The organism is Marinobacter sp. HL-58 (assembly GCF_001314605.1).
GTDB lineage: Bacteria > Pseudomonadota > Gammaproteobacteria > Pseudomonadales > Oleiphilaceae > Marinobacter.
The window spans coordinates 201,111-220,232 of sequence record NZ_LIHP01000016.1; the positions used below are offsets into that span (position 1 = coordinate 201,111).

General features: G+C 58.9%; 14 protein-coding genes. 7 read left to right on the forward strand and 7 right to left on the reverse strand.

Translation table 11 applies throughout. The features are described from left to right. Positions 1-1,488 carry a SulP family inorganic anion transporter gene (locus HLUCCO03_RS13370; protein ID WP_027831375.1) on the reverse strand — a complete coding sequence of 496 codons (1,488 nt, stop codon included), beginning with the start codon at positions 1,486-1,488 and terminating at the stop codon, positions 1-3. Positions 1,489-1,820: 332 nt separating this feature from the next. Further along, positions 1,821-2,444 carry a LysE family transporter gene (locus tag HLUCCO03_RS13375; RefSeq protein ID WP_027831374.1) on the reverse strand — a complete coding sequence of 208 codons (624 nt, stop codon included), beginning with the start codon at positions 2,442-2,444 and terminating at the stop codon, positions 1,821-1,823. A gap of 85 nt (positions 2,445-2,529) precedes the next feature. On the opposite strand from HLUCCO03_RS13375, the gene HLUCCO03_RS13380 reads away from it, so the two are divergent. Together HLUCCO03_RS13380 and HLUCCO03_RS13385 are read left to right on the forward strand one after the other, a co-directional pair. Further along, positions 2,530-3,420: a LysR family transcriptional regulator ArgP gene (locus HLUCCO03_RS13380; protein ID WP_027831373.1), complete on the forward strand. Its 891-nt coding sequence runs from the start codon at positions 2,530-2,532 to the stop codon at positions 3,418-3,420. Further along, on the forward strand, positions 3,413-4,693 hold the full coding sequence (locus HLUCCO03_RS13385; protein ID WP_027831372.1) for an MgtC/SapB family protein: 1,281 nt from the start codon (positions 3,413-3,415) through the stop codon (positions 4,691-4,693). The genes HLUCCO03_RS13380 and HLUCCO03_RS13385 overlap by 8 nt, the downstream gene beginning before the upstream one ends. Positions 4,694-4,699: 6 nt before the next feature. Here the strand turns inward: HLUCCO03_RS13385 and alkB are convergent, their stop codons facing one another. Then, positions 4,700-5,350: a DNA oxidative demethylase AlkB gene (alkB, locus tag HLUCCO03_RS13390; protein ID WP_027831371.1), complete on the reverse strand. Its 651-nt coding sequence runs from the start codon at positions 5,348-5,350 to the stop codon at positions 4,700-4,702. 208 nt (positions 5,351-5,558) lie between these two features. On the opposite strand from alkB, the gene djlA reads away from it, so the two are divergent. Further along, a complete protein-coding gene (gene djlA / locus HLUCCO03_RS13395; protein WP_027831370.1) occupies positions 5,559-6,329 on the forward strand; it encodes a co-chaperone DjlA in 771 nt (256 codons plus the stop codon). Positions 6,330-6,335: 6 nt separating this feature from the next. On the opposite strand, the gene HLUCCO03_RS13400 is transcribed toward djlA, so the two are convergent. Next, positions 6,336-6,962 (reverse strand): isoprenylcysteine carboxylmethyltransferase family protein, encoded by a 627-nt coding sequence (locus HLUCCO03_RS13400; protein ID WP_036197351.1) that lies wholly within the window; start codon positions 6,960-6,962, stop codon positions 6,336-6,338. A 178-nt stretch (positions 6,963-7,140) separates the two neighbouring features. Here HLUCCO03_RS13400 and HLUCCO03_RS13405 point away from each other — a divergent pair, with 178 nt between their 5' ends. Further along, positions 7,141-8,613, forward strand: a complete 1,473-nt coding sequence (locus HLUCCO03_RS13405) for an amidase (protein ID WP_027831368.1) — start codon at positions 7,141-7,143, stop codon at positions 8,611-8,613. On the opposite strand, the gene HLUCCO03_RS13410 is transcribed toward HLUCCO03_RS13405, so the two are convergent. Next, positions 8,586-10,466, reverse strand: coding sequence for a diguanylate cyclase (locus tag HLUCCO03_RS13410; protein ID WP_292016720.1), 1,881 nt, complete (start codon positions 10,464-10,466; stop codon positions 8,586-8,588). The two genes, HLUCCO03_RS13405 and HLUCCO03_RS13410, sit on opposite strands and share 28 nt — an antisense overlap. A 267-nt stretch (positions 10,467-10,733) precedes the next feature. On the opposite strand from HLUCCO03_RS13410, the gene HLUCCO03_RS13415 reads away from it, so the two are divergent. Continuing rightward, a complete protein-coding gene (locus HLUCCO03_RS13415; protein WP_292016721.1) occupies positions 10,734-12,548 on the forward strand; it encodes a sensor domain-containing phosphodiesterase in 1,815 nt (604 codons plus the stop codon). Here the strand turns inward: HLUCCO03_RS13415 and HLUCCO03_RS13420 are convergent. Then, positions 12,515-15,610, reverse strand: a complete 3,096-nt coding sequence (locus tag HLUCCO03_RS13420) for an efflux RND transporter permease subunit (protein ID WP_027831365.1) — start codon at positions 15,608-15,610, stop codon at positions 12,515-12,517. The genes HLUCCO03_RS13415 and HLUCCO03_RS13420 overlap by 34 nt on opposite strands. A gap of 5 nt (positions 15,611-15,615) precedes the next feature. Beyond that, entirely contained in the window at positions 15,616-16,698 is a 1,083-nt protein-coding gene (locus tag HLUCCO03_RS13425; RefSeq protein ID WP_027831364.1) for an efflux RND transporter periplasmic adaptor subunit, read from the reverse strand. 323 nt (positions 16,699-17,021) lie between these two features. Between HLUCCO03_RS13425 and ilvG the strand changes: the two genes are divergently transcribed. Both ilvG and HLUCCO03_RS13435 read left to right on the forward strand, forming a co-directional pair. Continuing rightward, on the forward strand, positions 17,022-18,722 hold the full coding sequence (ilvG, locus tag HLUCCO03_RS13430; protein ID WP_027831362.1) for an acetolactate synthase 2 catalytic subunit: 1,701 nt from the start codon (positions 17,022-17,024) through the stop codon (positions 18,720-18,722). Continuing rightward, positions 18,719-18,997, forward strand: a complete 279-nt coding sequence (locus HLUCCO03_RS13435) for an ACT domain-containing protein (protein WP_027831361.1) — start codon at positions 18,719-18,721, stop codon at positions 18,995-18,997. The genes ilvG and HLUCCO03_RS13435 overlap by 4 nt, the downstream gene beginning before the upstream one ends. The last annotated feature ends 125 nt before the right edge of the window (positions 18,998-19,122 follow it).

Genomic DNA, 19,122 nt, shown 5'->3' on the forward strand with positions numbered 1-19,122 from the left:
TCAGTGCCCCATCAACTGGTCAACGGCTTCAGGCTTGTCGTGCACCCCGAAGCGGTCAACGATGGTGGCACTGGCTTCATTAAGCCCGATAACCTCTACCTCGGCACCCTCACGACGGAACTTGATCACCGCCTTGTCCAGGGCCGCCACTGCCGTTATATCCCAGAAATGGGCACGGCTGAGGTCAATCACCACATTATCCACTGCTTCCTTGAAGTCAAAGGATTCCGTGAATTTTTCCGAGGAACTGAAGAATACCTGCCCCACTACGTTATAGGTTCGGGTGTCTGTTGCGTCATCGAACCCGGAGGTAACCAGCATGTAGTGGCCCACCTTGTTGGCAAAGAACAGCGCGGCAAGCAGCACACCAGCCAGTACACCAAACGCCAGGTTGTGGGTTGCGACAACCACAATCACCGTTACCACCATGACAATGTTGGTGGACAACGGATGCTCCTTGAGATTCTTGATGGAGCCCCAGCTGAAGGTACCGATGGACACCATGATCATCACGGCTACCAGCGCCGCCATCGGAATCTGTACCAGCCACTGGTCCAGAACCAGAACGAGCACCAGCAGGAAAACACCGGCGGTCAACGTGGAAAGCCGGGTTCGACCGCCCGACTTGATATTTATGATGGACTGGCCAATCATCGCACAGCCAGCCATCCCGCCCAGCAGGCCGGAACCAATATTGGCAATACCCTGGCCCTTGCACTCGCGGTTGCGGTCACTGGTGGTATCCGTGAGGTCGTCCACAATGGTGGCGGTCATCATCGATTCCAGCAAGCCAACAACGGCGAGACCGACGGAGTAAGGCAGGATAATCATCAGGGTTTCAACGTTGAGCGGCACGTCCGGCCACAGGAAAACCGGAAGTGTATCCGGCAACTGCCCCATATCGCCGACCGTGCGGATATCGATGTTGTAGATCATGGCGATGACCGTCAAAGCAACGATGCAGATCAGCGGCGAGGGCAGGATGCGACCAACCACCGGCACCAGTGGAAACAGGTAGATGATACCCAGACCAGCGGCCATCATGGCGTACACATGCCAGGTCACGTTGGTCAGTTCCGGCAACTGGGCCATGAAGATCAGAATGGCCAGGGCATTTACAAACCCGGTGACAACGGAACGCGATACAAATCGCATCAGGCCGCCAAGCTTCAGGTATCCGGCTCCGATCTGCAGCAGGCCGGTGAGCAACGTGGCCGCCAGCAGGTATTCCAGGCCATGCTCCTTGACCAGGGTAACCATCAGCAGCGCCATGGCACCGGTTGCCGCCGAAATCATACCGGGGCGGCCACCCACAAAGGCAATCACAACAGCGATACAGAAAGAAGCGTACAGCCCTACTTTGGGATCCACACCAGCGATAATCGAAAAAGCGATTGCTTCAGGAATCAGGGCCAGCGCCACCACGATACCGGCAAGCAAGTCGCCCCGTATATTGGAGAGCCAGTCGGCTTTGAGCTTGTTAATCATTTTCAGGATCCAGTCAATTCATGCAGGGGAGAAAAACCGTTGGTAAAACCCGGAGACAATAAAGCCCATGGCACTCGCCGGCGGCGAATACAGGCTATTGGCTCGAGGATTTAACCTGGAGAGGGTGCGCGAAGCGCTATGGCGGAGTGATCGTCAGGAACGTCGCGGACACTTTCATCAAAGTAGGTTCATAGGCCGTGAAATAAAGGCGGCGAAGAGTACCAGAATGGGCCCGGGAAAGTAACAGCTATAACGGATTTTTCTTAGGGCCCTAAACAAAATGCACTGATCAACAAATAGCCGGACGGAACAGGGGCATCGCACCCGGCAGCCTATGACAGACCGGGTCCGGACAGCCCGGTACTGGCAAGATGGAAGGCGATTACCGCCATCATTGAACCGATGGCCCCGTCGATAAACCGCCATGCCCGGGGGCTGGCCAGCCAGGGTGACAGGGCCGCGCCACCGGCGGCCAGCAAACCGAACCAGAGTATCGACGCACTGCTGGCACCGGCCACGAATACCGCGGGGCTTTCCTGCTGCGCACCGATGGCAGGAATCAGCAGCAGGGTATCCAGGTACACCTGCGGGTTCAGCAAGGTCACCGCCAGTGTGGTCAATACCACCATGCGAACGCTGGAAGCGGCGGCGACATCAGCCCCCAGGCCCTGCCGACCCATTATCACCCGGTAAAATGCCACCAATGCCAGCCAGGCCAGGAACACCACCCCGAGCCATCTCAGAACCTCCAGTGCCTGCGGAACAGCCATCAATGCCGCATTCACGCCAAACATGCCCGCCGTGAACAGCAGAATGTCGGCGCACATGCAGATGCCCGCGGAGTACCAGTGGTGCTCCCGGCGTATCGCCTGGCCCAGGATATAGGCATTCTGGGCCCCGATGGCGATGATAATTCCGCCGCATACAACCAGCCCCGTCAGATAACTCGTCAGCATTCGTTCCTCCTGAAACAGAGTGGCAGGTTACCGGCCCGACGCTATACTGAAAAATCATAACCCTTATATCCCATGAATTTTTCTTATGCTGGACTACAAACTGCTTCAGGCGCTGGCCGCGGTGTTGGAAAATGGCGGTTTCGAGCGGGCCGGGGAGATCCTGGGGCTGACCCAGTCAGCCGTGTCCCAGCGCATCAAGTCACTGGAGGTTCGCCTCGGCCAGCCGGTACTCGTCCGTCACCCGGAGCTGCAGGCGACACCCGCAGGCAACAAACTGCTGAATCACTTCCAGCAGGTCCAGTTGCTGGAAAGGGACCTGCGCGACACCATCCCCGCCCTTGCTGAAGACACCGCCCGCCTGCGAATCGCTATCAATGCCGACAGCCTGGCTACCTGGTGGGCCGCTGCCGTGGGAGATTTCTGCAGCCGGGAAGGCCTGCTGCTGGATCTGGTCATTGAAGACCAGGACGTGGGCCTGAAGCGGATGCGTGACGGCGATGTCGCAGCGTGTCTGTGCAGCAGCAGCCAACCCATTGCCGGTGGTCGCTGCGTTCCCCTGGGAGAAATGATCTATATGCCACTGGCAACGCCGGAGTACCTTGATCGTTTCTTTCCGGAAGGGATTTCAACAGATGCCTTTGCAACCGCACCGGCTATTGTTTTCGGCCCCAATGACCAGTTACAGCACCGGTTTCTGGCGGGCTGCGGCTACCACGGCCACTTTCCCTTTCATCTGTGCCCGTCATCCGAGGGATTTGTGCAGCTTGCCAGGGCCGGCATGGGTTACGGTATGATTCCCGAGGTCCAGGCCCGCCAGTGGCTGGATGACGGCATTCTGGTCAATCTTGCGCCTGGCCATGAGCTGAAGATCCCGCTCTACTGGCACTTCTGGCGCCACAGCGGCGAGCTGCTCCAGCGACTGACCACCACCCTGGAGCGATCCATCAAACCCGATAACGGAACACATCATGGATGAGGTAACCACCCGGTTTATTGCCGACAACCAGACCACCCTGAACCTGCTGATCGCCCTGCTGCTGGGGGCCATTATCGGGCTGGAGCGGGGTTGGGACGCCCGGGAGCAGGCGTCGGGAGAGCGCATCGCGGGGATTCGCACCTTTGCCCTGATCGGTCTGCTAGGGGGTATTGCCGCGCTGCTGACACAGGAAGTGACCGAATGGGCATTTCCCGTGTTGCTGGTGAGCGTGGTGGCCATTGCCATGGTGGCCTTCAGTCAACGGCTTGCCCACATACGCAACTTCAGCATCACCGGCACCATAGGCATGGTGCTCACCTTCTGTTTCGGCGCCATTGCCGTGGCCGTGGACCCGGCCATTGCCACCGGGGCAGCCGTTGTCACTGCGCTGATACTGGACAACAAGAAAGAGATCCACGGGCTGGTGGACAAGCTCCAGTCCCACGAACTGGATGCAGCCCTGAAACTGCTGGTTATCTCAGTGGTGATGTTGCCACTGCTGCCCAACGAAGACCTTGGCCCCGGCGGTGTTCTCAACCCCCGGGAAATCTGGTGGATGGTGGTGCTGATTGCCTCGGTTTCCTTCGTTGGTTATTTCGCCATCCGTATGGCCGGAATGAGAAAGGGCATTCTTTTCACCAGCCTGTTCGCGGGGCTGAGCTCTTCAACGGCACTGACACTCCATTACGCCAGGCAGTCCAACGCCTCGCCGGAAGTCAGCCCGCAATTTGCCAGTGGCATCCTGATTGCCTGCGGCACCATGTTCCCACGCATCCTCGTGTACTGTGCGCTGATCAATCCGGCATTACTTCCCAGCCTGATTTGGCCTGTGGCCGTCATGACGATCCTCCTCTATCTGCCAGCCCTGATTATCTGGAAACGCAACCAGGGTGCCCTGGAAGCAACCCGGCCGGAACTGACCCAGAATCCGCTGGATCTGAAATCTGCACTGTTATTCGGTGCGCTGCTGACGGGCATTCTGTTGCTGGGTGAATTCCTGCAGGAATGGCTGGGCGATCTGGGCATCTTCATGCTGGCGGCCACGTCCGGGGTTGCGGATGTGGACGCAATCACTCTTTCCCTGACGCGAATGTCCCAGGATTCCCTGGCCATGCAGACAGCGGTCATCGGGATCGTTATTGCAGCCGCCACCAACAACCTGGTGAAAGCGGGAATTGCCGGCGCCATTGGCCGCCGGGAACTCGGCACCCGGGTAGCTGGCCCCATGGTGCTGTCCCTGATTGCCGGGCTGGCCGTGGCATGGTTTCAGTGACGATGTTCAGCGGGCCCTGCGGAAGGTGAGGTTATAACGGCAGGCGCCGGTCAGGGGATGGTCCGCGGCTTTCAGGGTGAGCACCCCGTGGTACCGCAAACGGGCAGGGCCACCCCAGACCACAATATCGCCATGCTCCAGGGGGACTCTTACCGGCCGATCACTGCGCCGCATGCCACCAAACTGGAAAGTCGCGGGTGTGCCCAGGGAAACAGACACAATGGGCTGATCGAAATCCGCTTCGTCCCTGTCCTGGTGAAGACCCATTCTGGCACCCGACTGGTACCGGTTGACCAGGCAGGCATCAGGCTCAAAACCCGGATATCCCCCCGCTTTCGCCGCTTCTGTCGCCAGCTTCTGAAACAATACCGGCATGGCAGGCCAGGGCTCCCCTGAAAGCGGATCGTCCCGCTGATAACGGTAACCCCGGGCGTCCGTTACCCAACCCCAGTCACCACAACAGGTCATGGCCACAGACATGGTGTGGCCACCGGGTGTCTTCATCTGCCGGAACGGCGCCTGTTCCGCAACCTGCCCAATCGCCTCCAGCAGCTGCACATCGCGGCTGACGGCAAAATGGCGCAACACAAGCGCCCCCTCGCAAAGTGGCTGGACCCGGGGTTCTTGAGGTGATTGGCCGAAAAGCTCCATTGTCATGATGTTTTCACCTTTTTATCCGGAAAACCATGGGGTTAAGCTCAATCCTATAGTCCGTATCCTGCCTGGTCATACGCCTGGCCACCCGGTAAAGCGTAAAGCACGCTTTCTGAAATGAAAATTCATCCATTGCCCCGGGTTGTCTCCGAATTCTTTTCTGAAACCCGTATACTTTGCGCAGTTCTAAACTCTTGAAAAGGATAATGCCATGTTTGGCCTGTTTATCGGTGGTTTGATCGGCTACCTGTTTGGCCGCTTTCCCGGATTACTGATTGGCGCAGTCGCGGGCCTGCTGCTGACCCGTTACATCAAGAGCCGATTGTGGCAGAAACTGCGAAATGTGCAGACGGATTTTCTGGAATCCGTGTTCGCGGTGATGGGTGCCCTTTGCAAGGCGGATGGTGTGGTCACACGGGACGAAATCAAGGTGGCGGAAGGCCTGTTCGACCGCTTCCGATTGTCCGGAGAACATCGGGAACGTGCCAAGGCCGCCTTCAACCGGGGCAAGGCTGACGATTTTGACCTGGATGCCGAATTACAGCACTTCCTGAGGGTAAGTGGACGACAGCCCGCCCTGTTGCAGATGTTCCTTCAGGTGCAGGTGTCTGCCGTTGCGGCTGACGGTGTTGTGCATCCCGCCGAGCACGAAATGCTGGTGCGTATTGCCCGTGGTCTGGGGCTGCCGGAAGCCCAGGTGGACCAGTTGGAGGCCATGTTGCGCGGCGCCCACACCGGGCAGGCAGGTGCTTCGGGCCAGGCCTCATCCGCCAGCCAGATCGACGATGCCTACAAAGCGCTGGGAGTGTCCCCCTCCGCGAGTGATGCCGAAATCAAGAAAGCCTATCGCAAACTGATGAGTGAAAACCACCCGGACAAACTGGCCGGGCGGGGCCTGCCCGAAAGCATGCGGGAACTGGCAGAGGAACGTACCCGGGAGATCAGCCACGCCTACGACGTGATCAAGGAAGCCCGCAAATAGTCCGGGTCACAACCAGCGCGGTACTCGCCGGCGATAGGCTTCATAGGCATCCCCGAAGAGTTCCGCCAGCGCTTTTTCTTCCACCCTCGCCTGCCGCATCAGCACGGTTACACCTGCCAGCAGGCACACCAGGGAAAACACCGACGGCAGTGCGAGAAAAAAGCCCAACTGCCCCAGCATCACCGCAATGAACACCGGATTGCGGCTGCGACTGTAGGGGCCACCGGTGAGCAGGTGACGATTCTGCTTCGGGTCCACGCCGGAGCGCCAGTCTTCATGCATGTAGGCCTGCAGGTAATTCACCAAGCTGAAAGACAGCAACAGCAAAACCATCCCCGTGACCAGCACCGGCCCGTGGTACATGAATCCGAAGACCCCGAGCCAGGGGTCAATATCCGCAAACACCCGCACGACAACCACAGCCAGAATGAGCGCACGGAACACATTGAAGATATGCCGGTGCCACCAGCCAGCGGATGCTGTCCGGCCATAGTTTATGAAGGAAAACCCCATCCGCGCGTACAGTCCGAGGCTGCGGGCGCTGAACTGCAGGCCGATCATAAGGAAAAAGATACCGAGGAAATAGCGGACCAGTGGCTCGGCAAATGTATCAAAGTTATCCAGAAACACCATTAAATTCACTTATTGCTGATGCGGAGCCCGAGGGACAGGCCTGTAACCTGACGCGATGGCTTGAAACCGGATTCTTACCTTTTGTTTCGCCTGATGCAATTTCCTGATATGACATATCGTCACATTTAAACCTCGGTTACAGTACTTTTAATTCCGGACCCGAAATGGAGAACAGGCCTTGACCACAAGAAACCCGCCACAATCCATGCATACCTTCAGCGACGATCTGCTGGGACAGCACGATGCGACAGCGCTGGCTGCCATGATTCGCGGCGGCGACGTTTCAGCGGACGAAGTCCTGCAGGCAACCCTTGCCCGGGCCCGAAAAGCCGAGCCCTTTATTCACGGCCTGGTCACACCGATTCCGGACCCGGGCAGCGTAACACTGCCCGGGGCGTCATCTTCTGCCCGGACGAGCCCCGGCATTTTCGCCGGTGTCCCCACAGTGATCAAAGACAACACAGACGTAAAAAGGTTTCCCACCACCCATGGTACCGCAGCCATTCGGCCCCGGCTGGCGGAAAAAACCAGTCCCGTCGCGCGCCAGCTTCTGGCCCAGGGGCTGGTCTGTTTCGGCAAAAGCACCCTGCCCGAGTTCGGATTCAACGCCACTACAGAGCCGGCCCATGATACACCCACCCGTAATCCCTGGAACCTGAACTATTCCACCGGCGCCTCCTCGGGCGGTTCCGCGGCATTGGTAGCTGCCGGCGTTATTCCCATCGCCCACGCCAACGATGGGGGCGGTTCCATCCGCATTCCCGCAGCCTGTTGCGGACTGGTAGGCCTGAAGCCCACCCGCGGCCGCCTGATCGACAACGACGCGGCAAAGTCACTGCCCGTCAATATCGTCAGTGACGGTGTGGTGACCCGCAGCGTAAGGGACACGGCCAACTTCTACCATGGGGCGGAAAGCTACTTCCGCAATCCGAAACTGCCGCCAGTGGGTAAAGTGGAAGGCCCGTCATCGCGCCCGCTGACCATTGGCCTGGTGATGGACTCCATCAATGGTCACCGGACAGATGCCGCCACCCGCGAGGCGGTGGAAACCACCGCGCGGGCCCTGGAGGACCTGGGGCACAGAATAATACCCATGGACGTACCTGTTGCCGCGTCCTTTCCGGACGACTTTGCGCGCTACTGGGGAATGCTGGCCTTCGGGGTACGCTCCAATGGCAAGTGGCTGATTCACCCCAGCTTTGACAAATCCCGGCTGGACGGCCTGACCCGTGGCCTGGACAAGGCCTTCAGGCGGGAATTCTACAAGCTGCCGGGCACTCTCTGGCGCCTGCACAGGTCTTATCAGCACTACGCCGGAGCCATGACGAATTACGATGCGGTTCTTACCCCCGTGCTCGGCCACACAACACCGGAAATCGGCTACCTGAGCCCGACAGTGGACTTCGACACCCTTTTTGAACGCCTGACCCGTTATGTCAGCTTCACCCCGCTGGCCAACGCCACGGGCGCACCTGCACTCGCACTGCCGGCCAATCTTGACGGACATAACCTGCCGGTTTCCATCCAGCTGATGGGGCGTCATGGTGAGGAGCGGACATTACTGGAGCTGGCCTTTGCCCTGGAAGACACCATGGACTGGCCGAGCATGATCCAGGACAACCTTCAGGTGGTTACAGGCTCCGCATCCTGAACCTCCGGGGGCTCACAGGCCACGACCTGATTCCGTCCACGGCCCTTGGCTTCGTAGAGTGCTTCATCCGCCCGTGAGAAAATCGCTGTGGTGGCGTCAGCCTCGTCGGGACAGACGGCGCACACCCCAATGCTGACAGTCAGGTGCAACACCTCGTCTGATATCCGGAAGCCGGTCTCCTCGATTTCCCGGCGAATTTTCTCAGCCACCCGCAGCGCACCTTCTGCCGGCGTATCCGGCAACAGCACCACGAATTCCTCACCACCGTAACGGGCGGCCAGATCCTGGGGCCGGGTAACATACTGGCGGATGCAATTGGCCACCATCTGCAGACAATCATCCCCGACCAGGTGACCGTAGGTATCGTTGAACCGCTTGAAATGGTCGATATCCAGCAGCAACAGCGAAAGCGGCTGGCCAAACCGGTACGCCCTGACTACCGCCGAGCTGAACGCCCGGTCGAAATGGCCACGATTCTTGAGGCCCGTCAGGGCGTCGGTTGAGCTTAGCTCCCGCAACTGGTCATTGAGGGATTCCAGGTCCCTGGTACGCGCCTGCACCCTTTGCTCCAGGAGCGTATTGGCTTCCTGCTGGATACGGAGGGACTTTTCCTGCGCCATCCGCGCCTTGCGCTCCTCCCTGAATAGATTCTGCTGCGCCTCGAATGCGCGCTTTTTCTCCTTGTTAAGCCGGTCTGCCAGGGCCACCGACAGCAGGATGACACCGATGGCAGAGCCTACCTGGGTAGCATTCTCCGTCAGCAGGTTACGGGGCAGCATGGTGAACTTGCTCAGAGCCAGGACGATCCCTCCAAACAGCATGAATACCCACGCCAGGGTATAGTAACGGGCGGCAGGGTCTTTCCTGATCCATCGCATAATGCTCATGAGCAGCATGGCCGTGCAGCCCAGGAAAGCCACCAGGATGGTTGGCAGGATCATCAGCCGATAAGGGATCAGTATCCCTGCGGCCGCCATTACTCCCGCCACTATCATCAGCGACACCGCCAGCCGGTTCATAATCGGATGGTTGTGGCGGGACACATTGATGAAACGAATACTGAAGGCGCCACCGAAAAGCACCACAAGGTTCAGGAAGACAATAATGGCCTGATCATTCCAGCGGGTCGCCTCGGGCCACAGATACTGAAAACTGACACCATGCAGGCTTGCCAGGAACAGGGGCATGGCGGTGATGTAACCGACGTAATAGAGAAAACTGCGTTCGCCGACTGCCATATACACGAACAGGTTATACAGAATCATCACCAGTACGATGCCGTAATAAATTCCCTCGAACAGGCTTCTGGACTGCTCAGCTACGTAGTAGGCTTCCTGATTCCAGAGGGTGAGTGGCACCTGCATTGAACTGCTGGTATCCACGCGGAGGTACAGGGTCAGATTTCCATCGGCTGGCAGGGACAGTGGAACAAGGAAGTTCCGGTTATGGATCAGACGTTCATGGAAAGGTTTCTTGTCACCGAGGATGTATTGTTCAATCAGCGCGCCATCTCTGACCAGGTATACTTCCACATGATCCAGCACCGGGTAGCCGATTTCCAGGAACAGAGGGTCCGAGGCGTCAAGGTGGTTCTCGATACCAACCCGGAACCAGTACACCTCATCGCCATAACCCAGGCTGACACTGTCCTTGCCGTTGCGCTGCCATTGATCATCGGGAAGCCCCCGAACGGACTCAAGGGTGGCACGCTCCGAAGATTCTGCCCGGTAGTCCACAAACCGGGACAACTCCATACGCCTGGAATGATTGTCCCAGGTAGCCGGTTGGGCCGAAACCAGTACTGGCAATGCCGAAACCAGAATCAACAGTATCCGCACAACAATGGTATTCAATGGCAGTCCCGCAGCGGAGAAATCGGTTCGTTCATGATCAACGGCAGTATGAACCAGAACCGGTAACTTCGCCGTACATGCAAAAAATTGATGCAATCAGACAACAAATCTTCACAGACTGACATCTTCCACGACAGACCGCACCGGGGTTGGACAGGGCCGGAAGCTGGTGCCACTATAGAAGCAGTGCCACAGGGACGGGCCGGCAAACCGGCATCAATCATTCACAACCGAAAGCCAGAATCTATGCAGGATACGGACACCTTTGTGAACTTTCACAAAGCACTGATGAAGCTGAGCCATAGCCCGGAATTCGTCAGCAGGGAGCGCGAAGAGAAACTGTCAGCGTTAACAGCTCTGTGTGCAGAACTGCTTGATGTGGAGCGGGTCAGTATCTGGCGGTTTCCGGAACATCGGGGCTGTATCGAGTCGGAATGGTTGCACACGCCGGAGGAGGCAACAGCAAAATCATCCACGCTGCATCAGTGGAATAACCCGGCCTATTTCTCTGCACTGGAAAGCGAGCGGGTGCTGTCTGTACCCGATGCCCAGAATGATCCGAGAACCCGGGCCTTCACACCCGGTTACCTCGCCCCGAAGAATATTCATTCCATGCTGGACGCGCCGGTCTTCGATGGTGCCCGGCTCAGCGGCGTGGTCTGTCTGGAGTCAACAACCCGCCGGAAATGGACCTTGCCGGAAATATCCTTCGCTATCGCCATCGCCGACACCATCAGCCTGATGAATACCCACGAGGCCTGGCTCGACTCAAAGCAGGCCCTTGAATACGCCACCCGCTATGATTCCCTGACCGGCCTGTTGAATGTCAGGTCACTGAGGGATCGCATCAACTATCTGATTGGCAAGGTAGAACGGCGCGGCCTTGGCAGCCTGGCCTTGATATGGCTGGATGTGGACCGGCTGAAGTCCATCAATGACGGGCTCGGGTCACAGGTGGGCGACAATGTCATTGAAGAAATCGGCCAGCGACTCAAGCAGATCAATGTTCCCGGCAAGGACCTTCTTGCCCGGATCGGCGGCGATGAGTACGCCCTCATCATTCGCAATCAAACCCGACCGGAGACCCTGGAACGGACCATCTCGCGTATCCGGCACGAAATCAGCAAACCCATTCGCCTGAACGGGCATTCGATCACGGTGGGCGTCAGTCTTGGTATCTGTCACCTTCCCGGTGACTGCAAGTCCACCGAAGACCTGCTTCGCGGTGCTGAAGCGGCCATGTACAACGCCAAGAACAAAGGAAGGGGCCAGGCCTGTTTCTTCGATTCCCGAATCCAGGTAAGCGCCCGATCGCGCTTTGAGCTGGAACACGAATTACGCACTGCCATTGAAGAACAGAAGCTCGAGGTGTTTTACCAGCCCATTACCCGGGCCTCGCAATTCAGTGTGGAATCGGTTGAGGCACTGGTTCGCTGGCAGCACCCGGAGCGCGGATGGCTGTCACCCATTGAATTCCTGGATATCGCAAGAGGCAGCGGGCTGATGTATGCCCTCGGGGAATGCGTGCTGCGCCGGGTGTGCGAGCACTGGCAACAGGCCCGGGAACAACAGATTCCGATGCCCGAAGTGTCGGTCAACCTGGCTCCGGAGCAGGTTTTGGCCGCAGAGCTCCCCCGGCTGATCCGGAATATCTGTGCCGAATACGATTTACCCGTCAGTACCCTGCACTTCGAAGTGACCGAGGATGCCATTCAGGGTGATGTCAGCACGGTTACCGGCATCCTGGAGGAACTTGTTGCAGACGGGGCGCAACTGTCGATTGACGATTTCGGCACCGGCTACTCATCCCTGTCACGGCTCAAGGGGCTGCCGTTTTCACGCATCAAGATTGATCGCTCCTTCATCAGCAATATTCCCGACGATGAAGATGATTGCGCCATCATCCTTTCCATACTGGGGCTGGCAAAGGGGCTGGGGCTGGAGGTCGTGGCCGAAGGCGTGGAAACCCTGGCTCACGAAAAATGGCTTTGCGACCAGGGTTGCGACTACCTGCAGGGTTATCGGTACAGCCGGCCACTTCCCTTCGATCAACTGGTGGAACGTTTCTTTGCCAGTGCATAGGAAACCTGCTTCAGTTTCCGTCCGGATTTGTCCCCCAGAACCAGCAACGCCGGCGTAAGCAGCAGGGTCAGTATGGTCGCAAAGGCCAGCCCACCGGCGATGGCACTGGAAAGCTGGGTCCACCACTGGGTTGAAGGTGCGCCAAGCCCCAGCGACGGTGTAATCAGGTCCACGTTCACCCCCAACACCATGGGCATCAGCCCCAGGATGGTGGTTATGGCGGTCAACAGTACCGGGCGGAGACGCAGACACCCGGTTTCCAGTGCCGCCTGGAACGCCTCCATACCGTCTTTGCGCATCTGATTGTAGGTGTCGATCAGAATGATGTTGTTGTTCACCACGATACCGGCCAGGGCAATAATGCCCATACCCACCATCACGATACCGAAAGACTGACCGTTGAGCAGCAGGCCCAGCAGCACTCCGGCCGTCGAGAGCACGATGGCGGAGAGTATCAACAGGGTCTGGAAGAGGGAATTGAACTGGGTCACCAGGATCAGCAACATCAGGGCGATCGCCACCATGAACGCAGAGGCCAGGAAGTTGGACGCCTGTTCCTGGTCCTCGTTTTCACCGGCAAAGCGCACGGAGACGCCTTCGGGCGTTTCCGGCATGTCTTCCTGTAATGCCCGCAACAGTTCATCGGCCCTTCGCCCCGGTGCCACGTCCGACTTGATGGTAACCGTGCGCTGTCCGTCCACCCGAACGATACTGCCGGTCTTGTCGCCCGGTTCCAGTTCCACGAATTCAGACAGCGGAACCTGCCCCCTGGCGGTATTGATCGTCTGGCGCTGGAACTGGTCCAGTTCACGCCAGTTGTTAGGAACGCGCACGGCTATATCCACCTCGTCTCGCACATCTTCCGGACGATAGGTCGCAAGCACCAGCCCGTTGGTAATCAATCGCACGGCACTGCCTACACTCAGCACATCGGAACCGAAGCGGGCCGCTGCCGAGCGATCCACGTTCAGCTGCCACTCGATACCCGGCAGACTGCGATCATCCTCAACATCCACAAAACCATCAATGGCACTCATGCGTTCCTGGATCAGCTCCACATACTGGTCCAGTTTTCCGCTATCGAGACTGCTGACCATCAGTTCGATGGGCTTGCCATCAGCCGGGCCTCCCTCCTGCTTGCGAAATTCCAGTTCAACACCGGGTATGTCGCTGGTGCGCTCGCGGAAATCCTCGAGAATCCGGGTGGCAGACCGGCGCTCGAACCAGTCGGTGAACTGGAACTGCAGCACGCCGATAACATCCGGTGCCATCTGGTTACCGGGGCTGACCATTGAGCGAGCGTACAGGGCCTTTACTTCGGGCATGCCCTGCAATCTTTCCTCCACTTCCCGGACAATGGCGTCCCGTTCTTCCACGGACATATCACCCCTTGCCCGCACCTGGACCTGAGCCGAATCCGGCTCGACACTGGGAAAGAATTCAACACCATGATTGAACATGCCATAGGCCGCATAAATCGCCACAACCACAGCCAGAACACCCGCCAGGGTGAACCCCGGTGCTGACAGTAAACGCCCCAGCATTTTGCGGTACAGCCTGGTCATCCGCCCGTCCGGTGACGCCTGGCGCTTGCGCCTGCCGCCACTGAGACTGCCCAGAACCGGCAGGAACACCAGTGCCATTGCCAGGGAAGCGGTCAGGCAGATAATGACTGTCGTGGGCAGGAACTTCATGAATTCACCCACCACGCCTGGCCAGAACAGCAGGGGGACGAAGACAGCAAGCGTGGTCGCGGTGGAGGCGGTAATCGGCCATGCCATGCGGCTGGCGGCCTCGCCCCAGGCAGACCGCACGCTCTGCCCTTCGGACAGGTTCCGGTCCGCCAGTTCTGACACCACAATGGCCCCGTCGACCAGCATGCCCGCCACCAGGATCAGACTGAACAGAACCACAATGTTGAGGGTAAATCCCATGCCCCAGATCACCAGAATACCGGTCAGGAAAGCCCCCGGGATGGTCAGGCCCACCAACAGGGCCGAGCGTGGGCCCATGGCGGCAATTATCAGGATGATCACCAGGACGATGGCGGTGAGTACGTTGTTGAGCAGATCGCTGAGAATATCCCGCACTTCGCCGGACTGGTCCATGATGTAGCGGACTTCCAGCTCCTCCGGCAGCTCCGGCCCTGCGGCCCGGATCAATTCTTTGACCTGCCCTACCGTTTCAATAATATTGGCGCCCGTGCGCTTGGATATCTCCAGCACGAGCGCCGGTTCACCATTAATCCGGGCATAACCGGTAGGGTCCTTGAAGGTACGCTGAAGCATGGCAACGTCCCCGAAAGTGACCACGGTGTCACCATCCACCTTGATGGGCATGGACATCACATCCTCCACCGACTCAATCACGCCGGGCACCTTCATGGTCATGCGGCCGGCGCCGGTATCCAGGCTGCCGGCCGCCACCAGCTGGTTGTTGCGGGTTACCAGCGACGCCAGCTGGTCAAAATCAATGCCATAGCTCTCAAGCACCTGAGGATCCACAACGATTTCCAGCAGGTCTTCGCGATCGCCGCCGATGTCCACTTCCAGGACTTCCGGAATCCCTTCTATGGCGTCCTGAAGTTTACGGGCAACCGTGACGAGCTCACGCTCCGACAACGGCCCGGACAGGCCCACGGACATCACGGGAAAGAGTGCCACATTGATTTCGTTCACCCGGGGCTCGTCCGCTTCCTGGGGAAGCTTGCTGCGGGCAGTGTCCACTTTCTCCCGCACATCCTGGAGCGCCAGATCCGGGTCGAAGCCGGCGTCGAACTCCAGCATTACCGAGGCATGGCCCTCCGAAGCGGTACCGCGCATTTCCTTGATCCCTTCAAGGGACCGCAGCTCCTGTTCCATGGGTCGGATAAGCAGGCGTTCGGCGTCTTCGGGGCTGATACCCTCAAGGGTCATGGACACATAGATCATGGGAATGGTGACGTCGGGGTTGGCCTCCTTGGGGATGACCTGGAAGGCAGCAATACCACCGAGGATCAGGAAAACCAGTGTCAGGAACGTTGTGCGGGATCGGTCAAGCGCCGCAAATATCAGCGTTCGCATACCGGTCAGCCCCGGTCCGAATCACGGTTGACCGGGCGCACCTGCTGCCCGATCGAGACAAATCCGGCACCACGGGTGATCAGCCGGATTTCTTCCGGCAACCCTGTGACCCAGGCGCCGTCGGTGGTGACGTTCAGCAGTTTGACCGTGGTGAACACAACCTCGTCGGTCTCACCCACATACCGCACACCGGGTCGGCCATCCTCACCCAGGCTCAGATAGGCAGGTGAAATAAACGTGGCCCTGACTTCCGGCAATGAAATCCGCAGCGTTGCGCTTCCGCCGGCAACCCGTTTACGTTCAGGGTTCTCCACCGCCACTTCCACCGCAAAGCTGCGGGTTTCCCGGTCTGCGGCACTGGCCACGAAGCTCACTTTGCCTTCGAGCGTCTCTCCGTCCAGGGTGCGGATCGTTACTTTCTGTCCTTCTTCCACGGTACCAACAGACTGTTGGGGAATCTGGCCCGTTGCCTTCAGCCGGTCAATCCGGACCAGCTCCAGTAATGGAGACCCCACCTGAACCAGGTCCCCCAGATCCACGTCGCGACGGTTAACCGTGCCATCGAATGGTGCGCGGGGAGTCAGGTTGTCCACAGCCAGCCGAGCCCGCTCCAGCTCCGCCCTGGCGGCCGAGAGTTCACTTTGCAGGGTCAGAATCTCAGATTCAGAGGTGAGATCCCGGGTGCGAAGTTGCCGGGCCGCCGAAAGATCTGCCTCCAGTTTGCGGATACGGGATTGCCATTGCTCTACCGCTGAGCCACGACCATCTTCGGACAGCCGCAACAGAATATCTCCTTCCGTGACCCGGGCGCCCTGTTCCACCATCAGTTCATCGACAGTACCGGCCACCCGTGCACCAACAGCCACGGTCCGCCAGGGCTCCAGTTGTCCCTGCAACATCAGGCCCGGCTCATAAGGCCTGGCCCGCAGTACGTCCACCTGCACTGAAGGTACCGCTTTCTCCTGCTCAGGCGGCGCTTCCGGCGCTTCATCCCGTGCCTCTCTGACATTCCCCGTTGCCATCCAGACAACAAGTAACACCAATACCAGAGCAGACAGGCCGAGGGATCCAAATTTTGCTTTTGTCATGATTGCTCACACGCTGAAACAGGTGATGTCAGTGATCACTGCGATTCCTGTTGGAAAACTGCCAGAAAACGGTTGCATCCGGTTATTTCCGTGGGGTAGATTCTACACACAAACCTTTTACAAATTCAGAGCAGATCCTGATTTTATGAATCTCAACGCAGTGGTTGTCCTTGTGAAGCTAGTCCTGGTGGTCGTGGTACCGTCCGGGGGCTTTTGCGTGGACAAGCGGGTGAGATAGCGACAACCTGACAAGACACGAGAAGCCCCCGGCACCGAAAGGTCCCGGGGGCTTTTTTTTGCAGCAAGAAAAAGGGAAAACGACCATGAACGGCGCACAGCACATTCTTGAAGCATTCCATCGCCACCACATCAGCACGGTTTTCGGTTATCCGGGTGGCTGCATCATGCCGCTATACGACGCGCTGGTGGACGATGTGGACGTGGAACACGTGCTGTGCCGCCACGAACAGGGCTGTGCCCTCGCCGCCGATGGCTATGCCCGCGCCAGCGGCAAGCTGGGGGTGTGCATTGCCACTTCCGGCCCCGGCGCCACCAACCTGATTACCGGCGTGGCCAACGCCCACCGGGACTCCATCCCGATGCTGGTCATAACGGGCCAGGTTCCCTCAGCCCTGATCGGCACCGACGCCTTCCAGGAAACCGACGTTCTGGGCATGACGCTGGGTATCGTCAAGCACAGCTACCTGGTTGACGATACCAATGCGCTGCCGGGCATCATGGAAGAAGCCATTGAACTGGCCCAGAGCGGCCGACCGGGGCCGGTGTGGATTGATATTCCCAAGGACGTATTGCTGAACGACGCTGCCCATACGCCCTTACCCGCACCGGAGCAACAGTCCGCCGGTTGCCCGGATCTGACCCAGGCCCTGGCCATGTTGCGAGAGGCTCGAAAGCCTCTGCTCTACAGCGGTGGTGGCATCAGCCTGGCCCATGCAGAAGACAGCTTCCGCCGTTTTGCCGAATCCTCCGCCTTGCCCGCAGTTGTGACGCTCAAGGGCATCGGCAACCCGGGCAAGCACAACCCCTTCAACCTCGGCATGCTGGGCATGCACGGCTCCCGCGCCGCCAACAGGGCGGTGGATGAGTGCGATATGTTGCTGGTCATCGGCGCCCGCCTGGACGACCGCGCCACCGGCAAGCTGGACGGCTTCGCCCCCAATGCCAGGATGATCCACGTTGACGCCGACGCCGCCGAAATCAACAAACTGCGCCCGGCCGATGTGGCGATCCGGGGCGATCTGAACGCCATCCTGCAAGCATTGGCCACAGCGCTGCAGGAAAACCCTCTGGCCATCAGCACATGGCAGAAACAATGCCGTAACTGGCACACTACCGGCGGTTTCCAGGCAGCCGACAACGAAGAGCCCCTGGCGCCGATCACCGGCCCTGCCTTCATCCGCCAGCTCTCCCGCATTGCGCCGGATGACACCGTGATCGCCTGCGATGTGGGCCAGCATCAGATGTGGGTGGCACAGCATTATGAATTCGATCACCCGCGCCACCACCTCACCAGCGGTGGCCTGGGCACCATGGGCTTCGGCCTGCCCGCTGCCATCGGCGCCCAGTTCGCTGACCGCAGGCGCACGGTCATCAACGTTACCGGCGACGGCTCGTTCATGATGAACGCCCAGGAACTGGCCACCATCCGCCGCTACAACCTGCCGGTGAAACTGATCGTGATGGACAATCAGTGCCTGGGCATGGTCCGCCAGCAGCAGGAGCTGTTCTACAACAACCGGGAAAGCCAGATAGACCTGGACGACAACCCGGATTTCGTTGCCATGGCCCGCGCCTTCGACATCCCGGCCCTGCACATCGAACGAACCGACCAGATCCGCCGCGGCATCGAGACCATCCTGGCCTACAACGGCCCGATGCTGCTGCACGTGGCCATCAGCCGTGAAGAAAACGTCTGGCCCATCGTCAAACCCGGCGCCAGCAACCGCGAGATGATCGACGAAACCCGACGCCCCAGCACCGCCAACAAGGAGCAAGTAGCATGACCCAGCAAGAGGACACCTCGATACCGAGTTACACCCTGAACTGTCGCATGTCCCAGGAAGCCGCTGCCTTGGAGCGCCTGTGCCAGGTGGTCCGCATCCGCGGTTTCCGGATCGCCAGAATGGCAGTGGAATCCGCCGGCGAGCACATCCACATCGCCCTCACCCTGGAAGGCACCCGCCCGATCGCCATGCTGCAGTCGCAACTGGAGAAGTTGCATACGGTTGCTGAGGTTGCCCTTGGTCAGTCGTCTGGGGTTCGGGTTCAGACGGCCTGATACCTTGGGAGTTACCGGCCCTTTGTAGCCTGCCGGTTTTGGGGCGGGCTTGCGGGGTGGCATCTGTATTTTTTTTGAAAAAGAACTCGCTTCGCTCAGACACCTTTTTCTGGCAAAAAATCCAG

Excerpts from the sequence above, each read along its gene's own strand:
- HLUCCO03_RS13370 (WP_027831375.1), bottom strand. The coding sequence starts at position 1,488 with ATGATTAACAAGCTCAAAGCCGACTGGCTCTCCAATATACGGGGCGAC.
- HLUCCO03_RS13375 (WP_027831374.1), bottom strand. The coding sequence starts at position 2,444 with ATGCTGACGAGTTATCTGACGGGGCTGGTTGTATGCGGCGGAATTATC.
- HLUCCO03_RS13380 (WP_027831373.1), top strand. The coding sequence starts at position 2,530 with ATGCTGGACTACAAACTGCTTCAGGCGCTGGCCGCGGTGTTGGAAAAT.
- HLUCCO03_RS13385 (WP_027831372.1), top strand. The coding sequence starts at position 3,413 with ATGGATGAGGTAACCACCCGGTTTATTGCCGACAACCAGACCACCCTG.
- alkB (WP_027831371.1), bottom strand. The coding sequence starts at position 5,350 with ATGACAATGGAGCTTTTCGGCCAATCACCTCAAGAACCCCGGGTCCAG.
- djlA (WP_027831370.1), top strand. The coding sequence starts at position 5,559 with ATGTTTGGCCTGTTTATCGGTGGTTTGATCGGCTACCTGTTTGGCCGC.
- HLUCCO03_RS13400 (WP_036197351.1), bottom strand. The coding sequence starts at position 6,962 with ATGGTGTTTCTGGATAACTTTGATACATTTGCCGAGCCACTGGTCCGC.
- HLUCCO03_RS13420 (WP_027831365.1), bottom strand. The coding sequence starts at position 15,610 with ATGCGAACGCTGATATTTGCGGCGCTTGACCGATCCCGCACAACGTTC.
- HLUCCO03_RS13425 (WP_027831364.1), bottom strand. The coding sequence starts at position 16,698 with ATGACAAAAGCAAAATTTGGATCCCTCGGCCTGTCTGCTCTGGTATTG.
- ilvG (WP_027831362.1), top strand. The coding sequence starts at position 17,022 with ATGAACGGCGCACAGCACATTCTTGAAGCATTCCATCGCCACCACATC.
- HLUCCO03_RS13435 (WP_027831361.1), top strand. The coding sequence starts at position 18,719 with ATGACCCAGCAAGAGGACACCTCGATACCGAGTTACACCCTGAACTGT.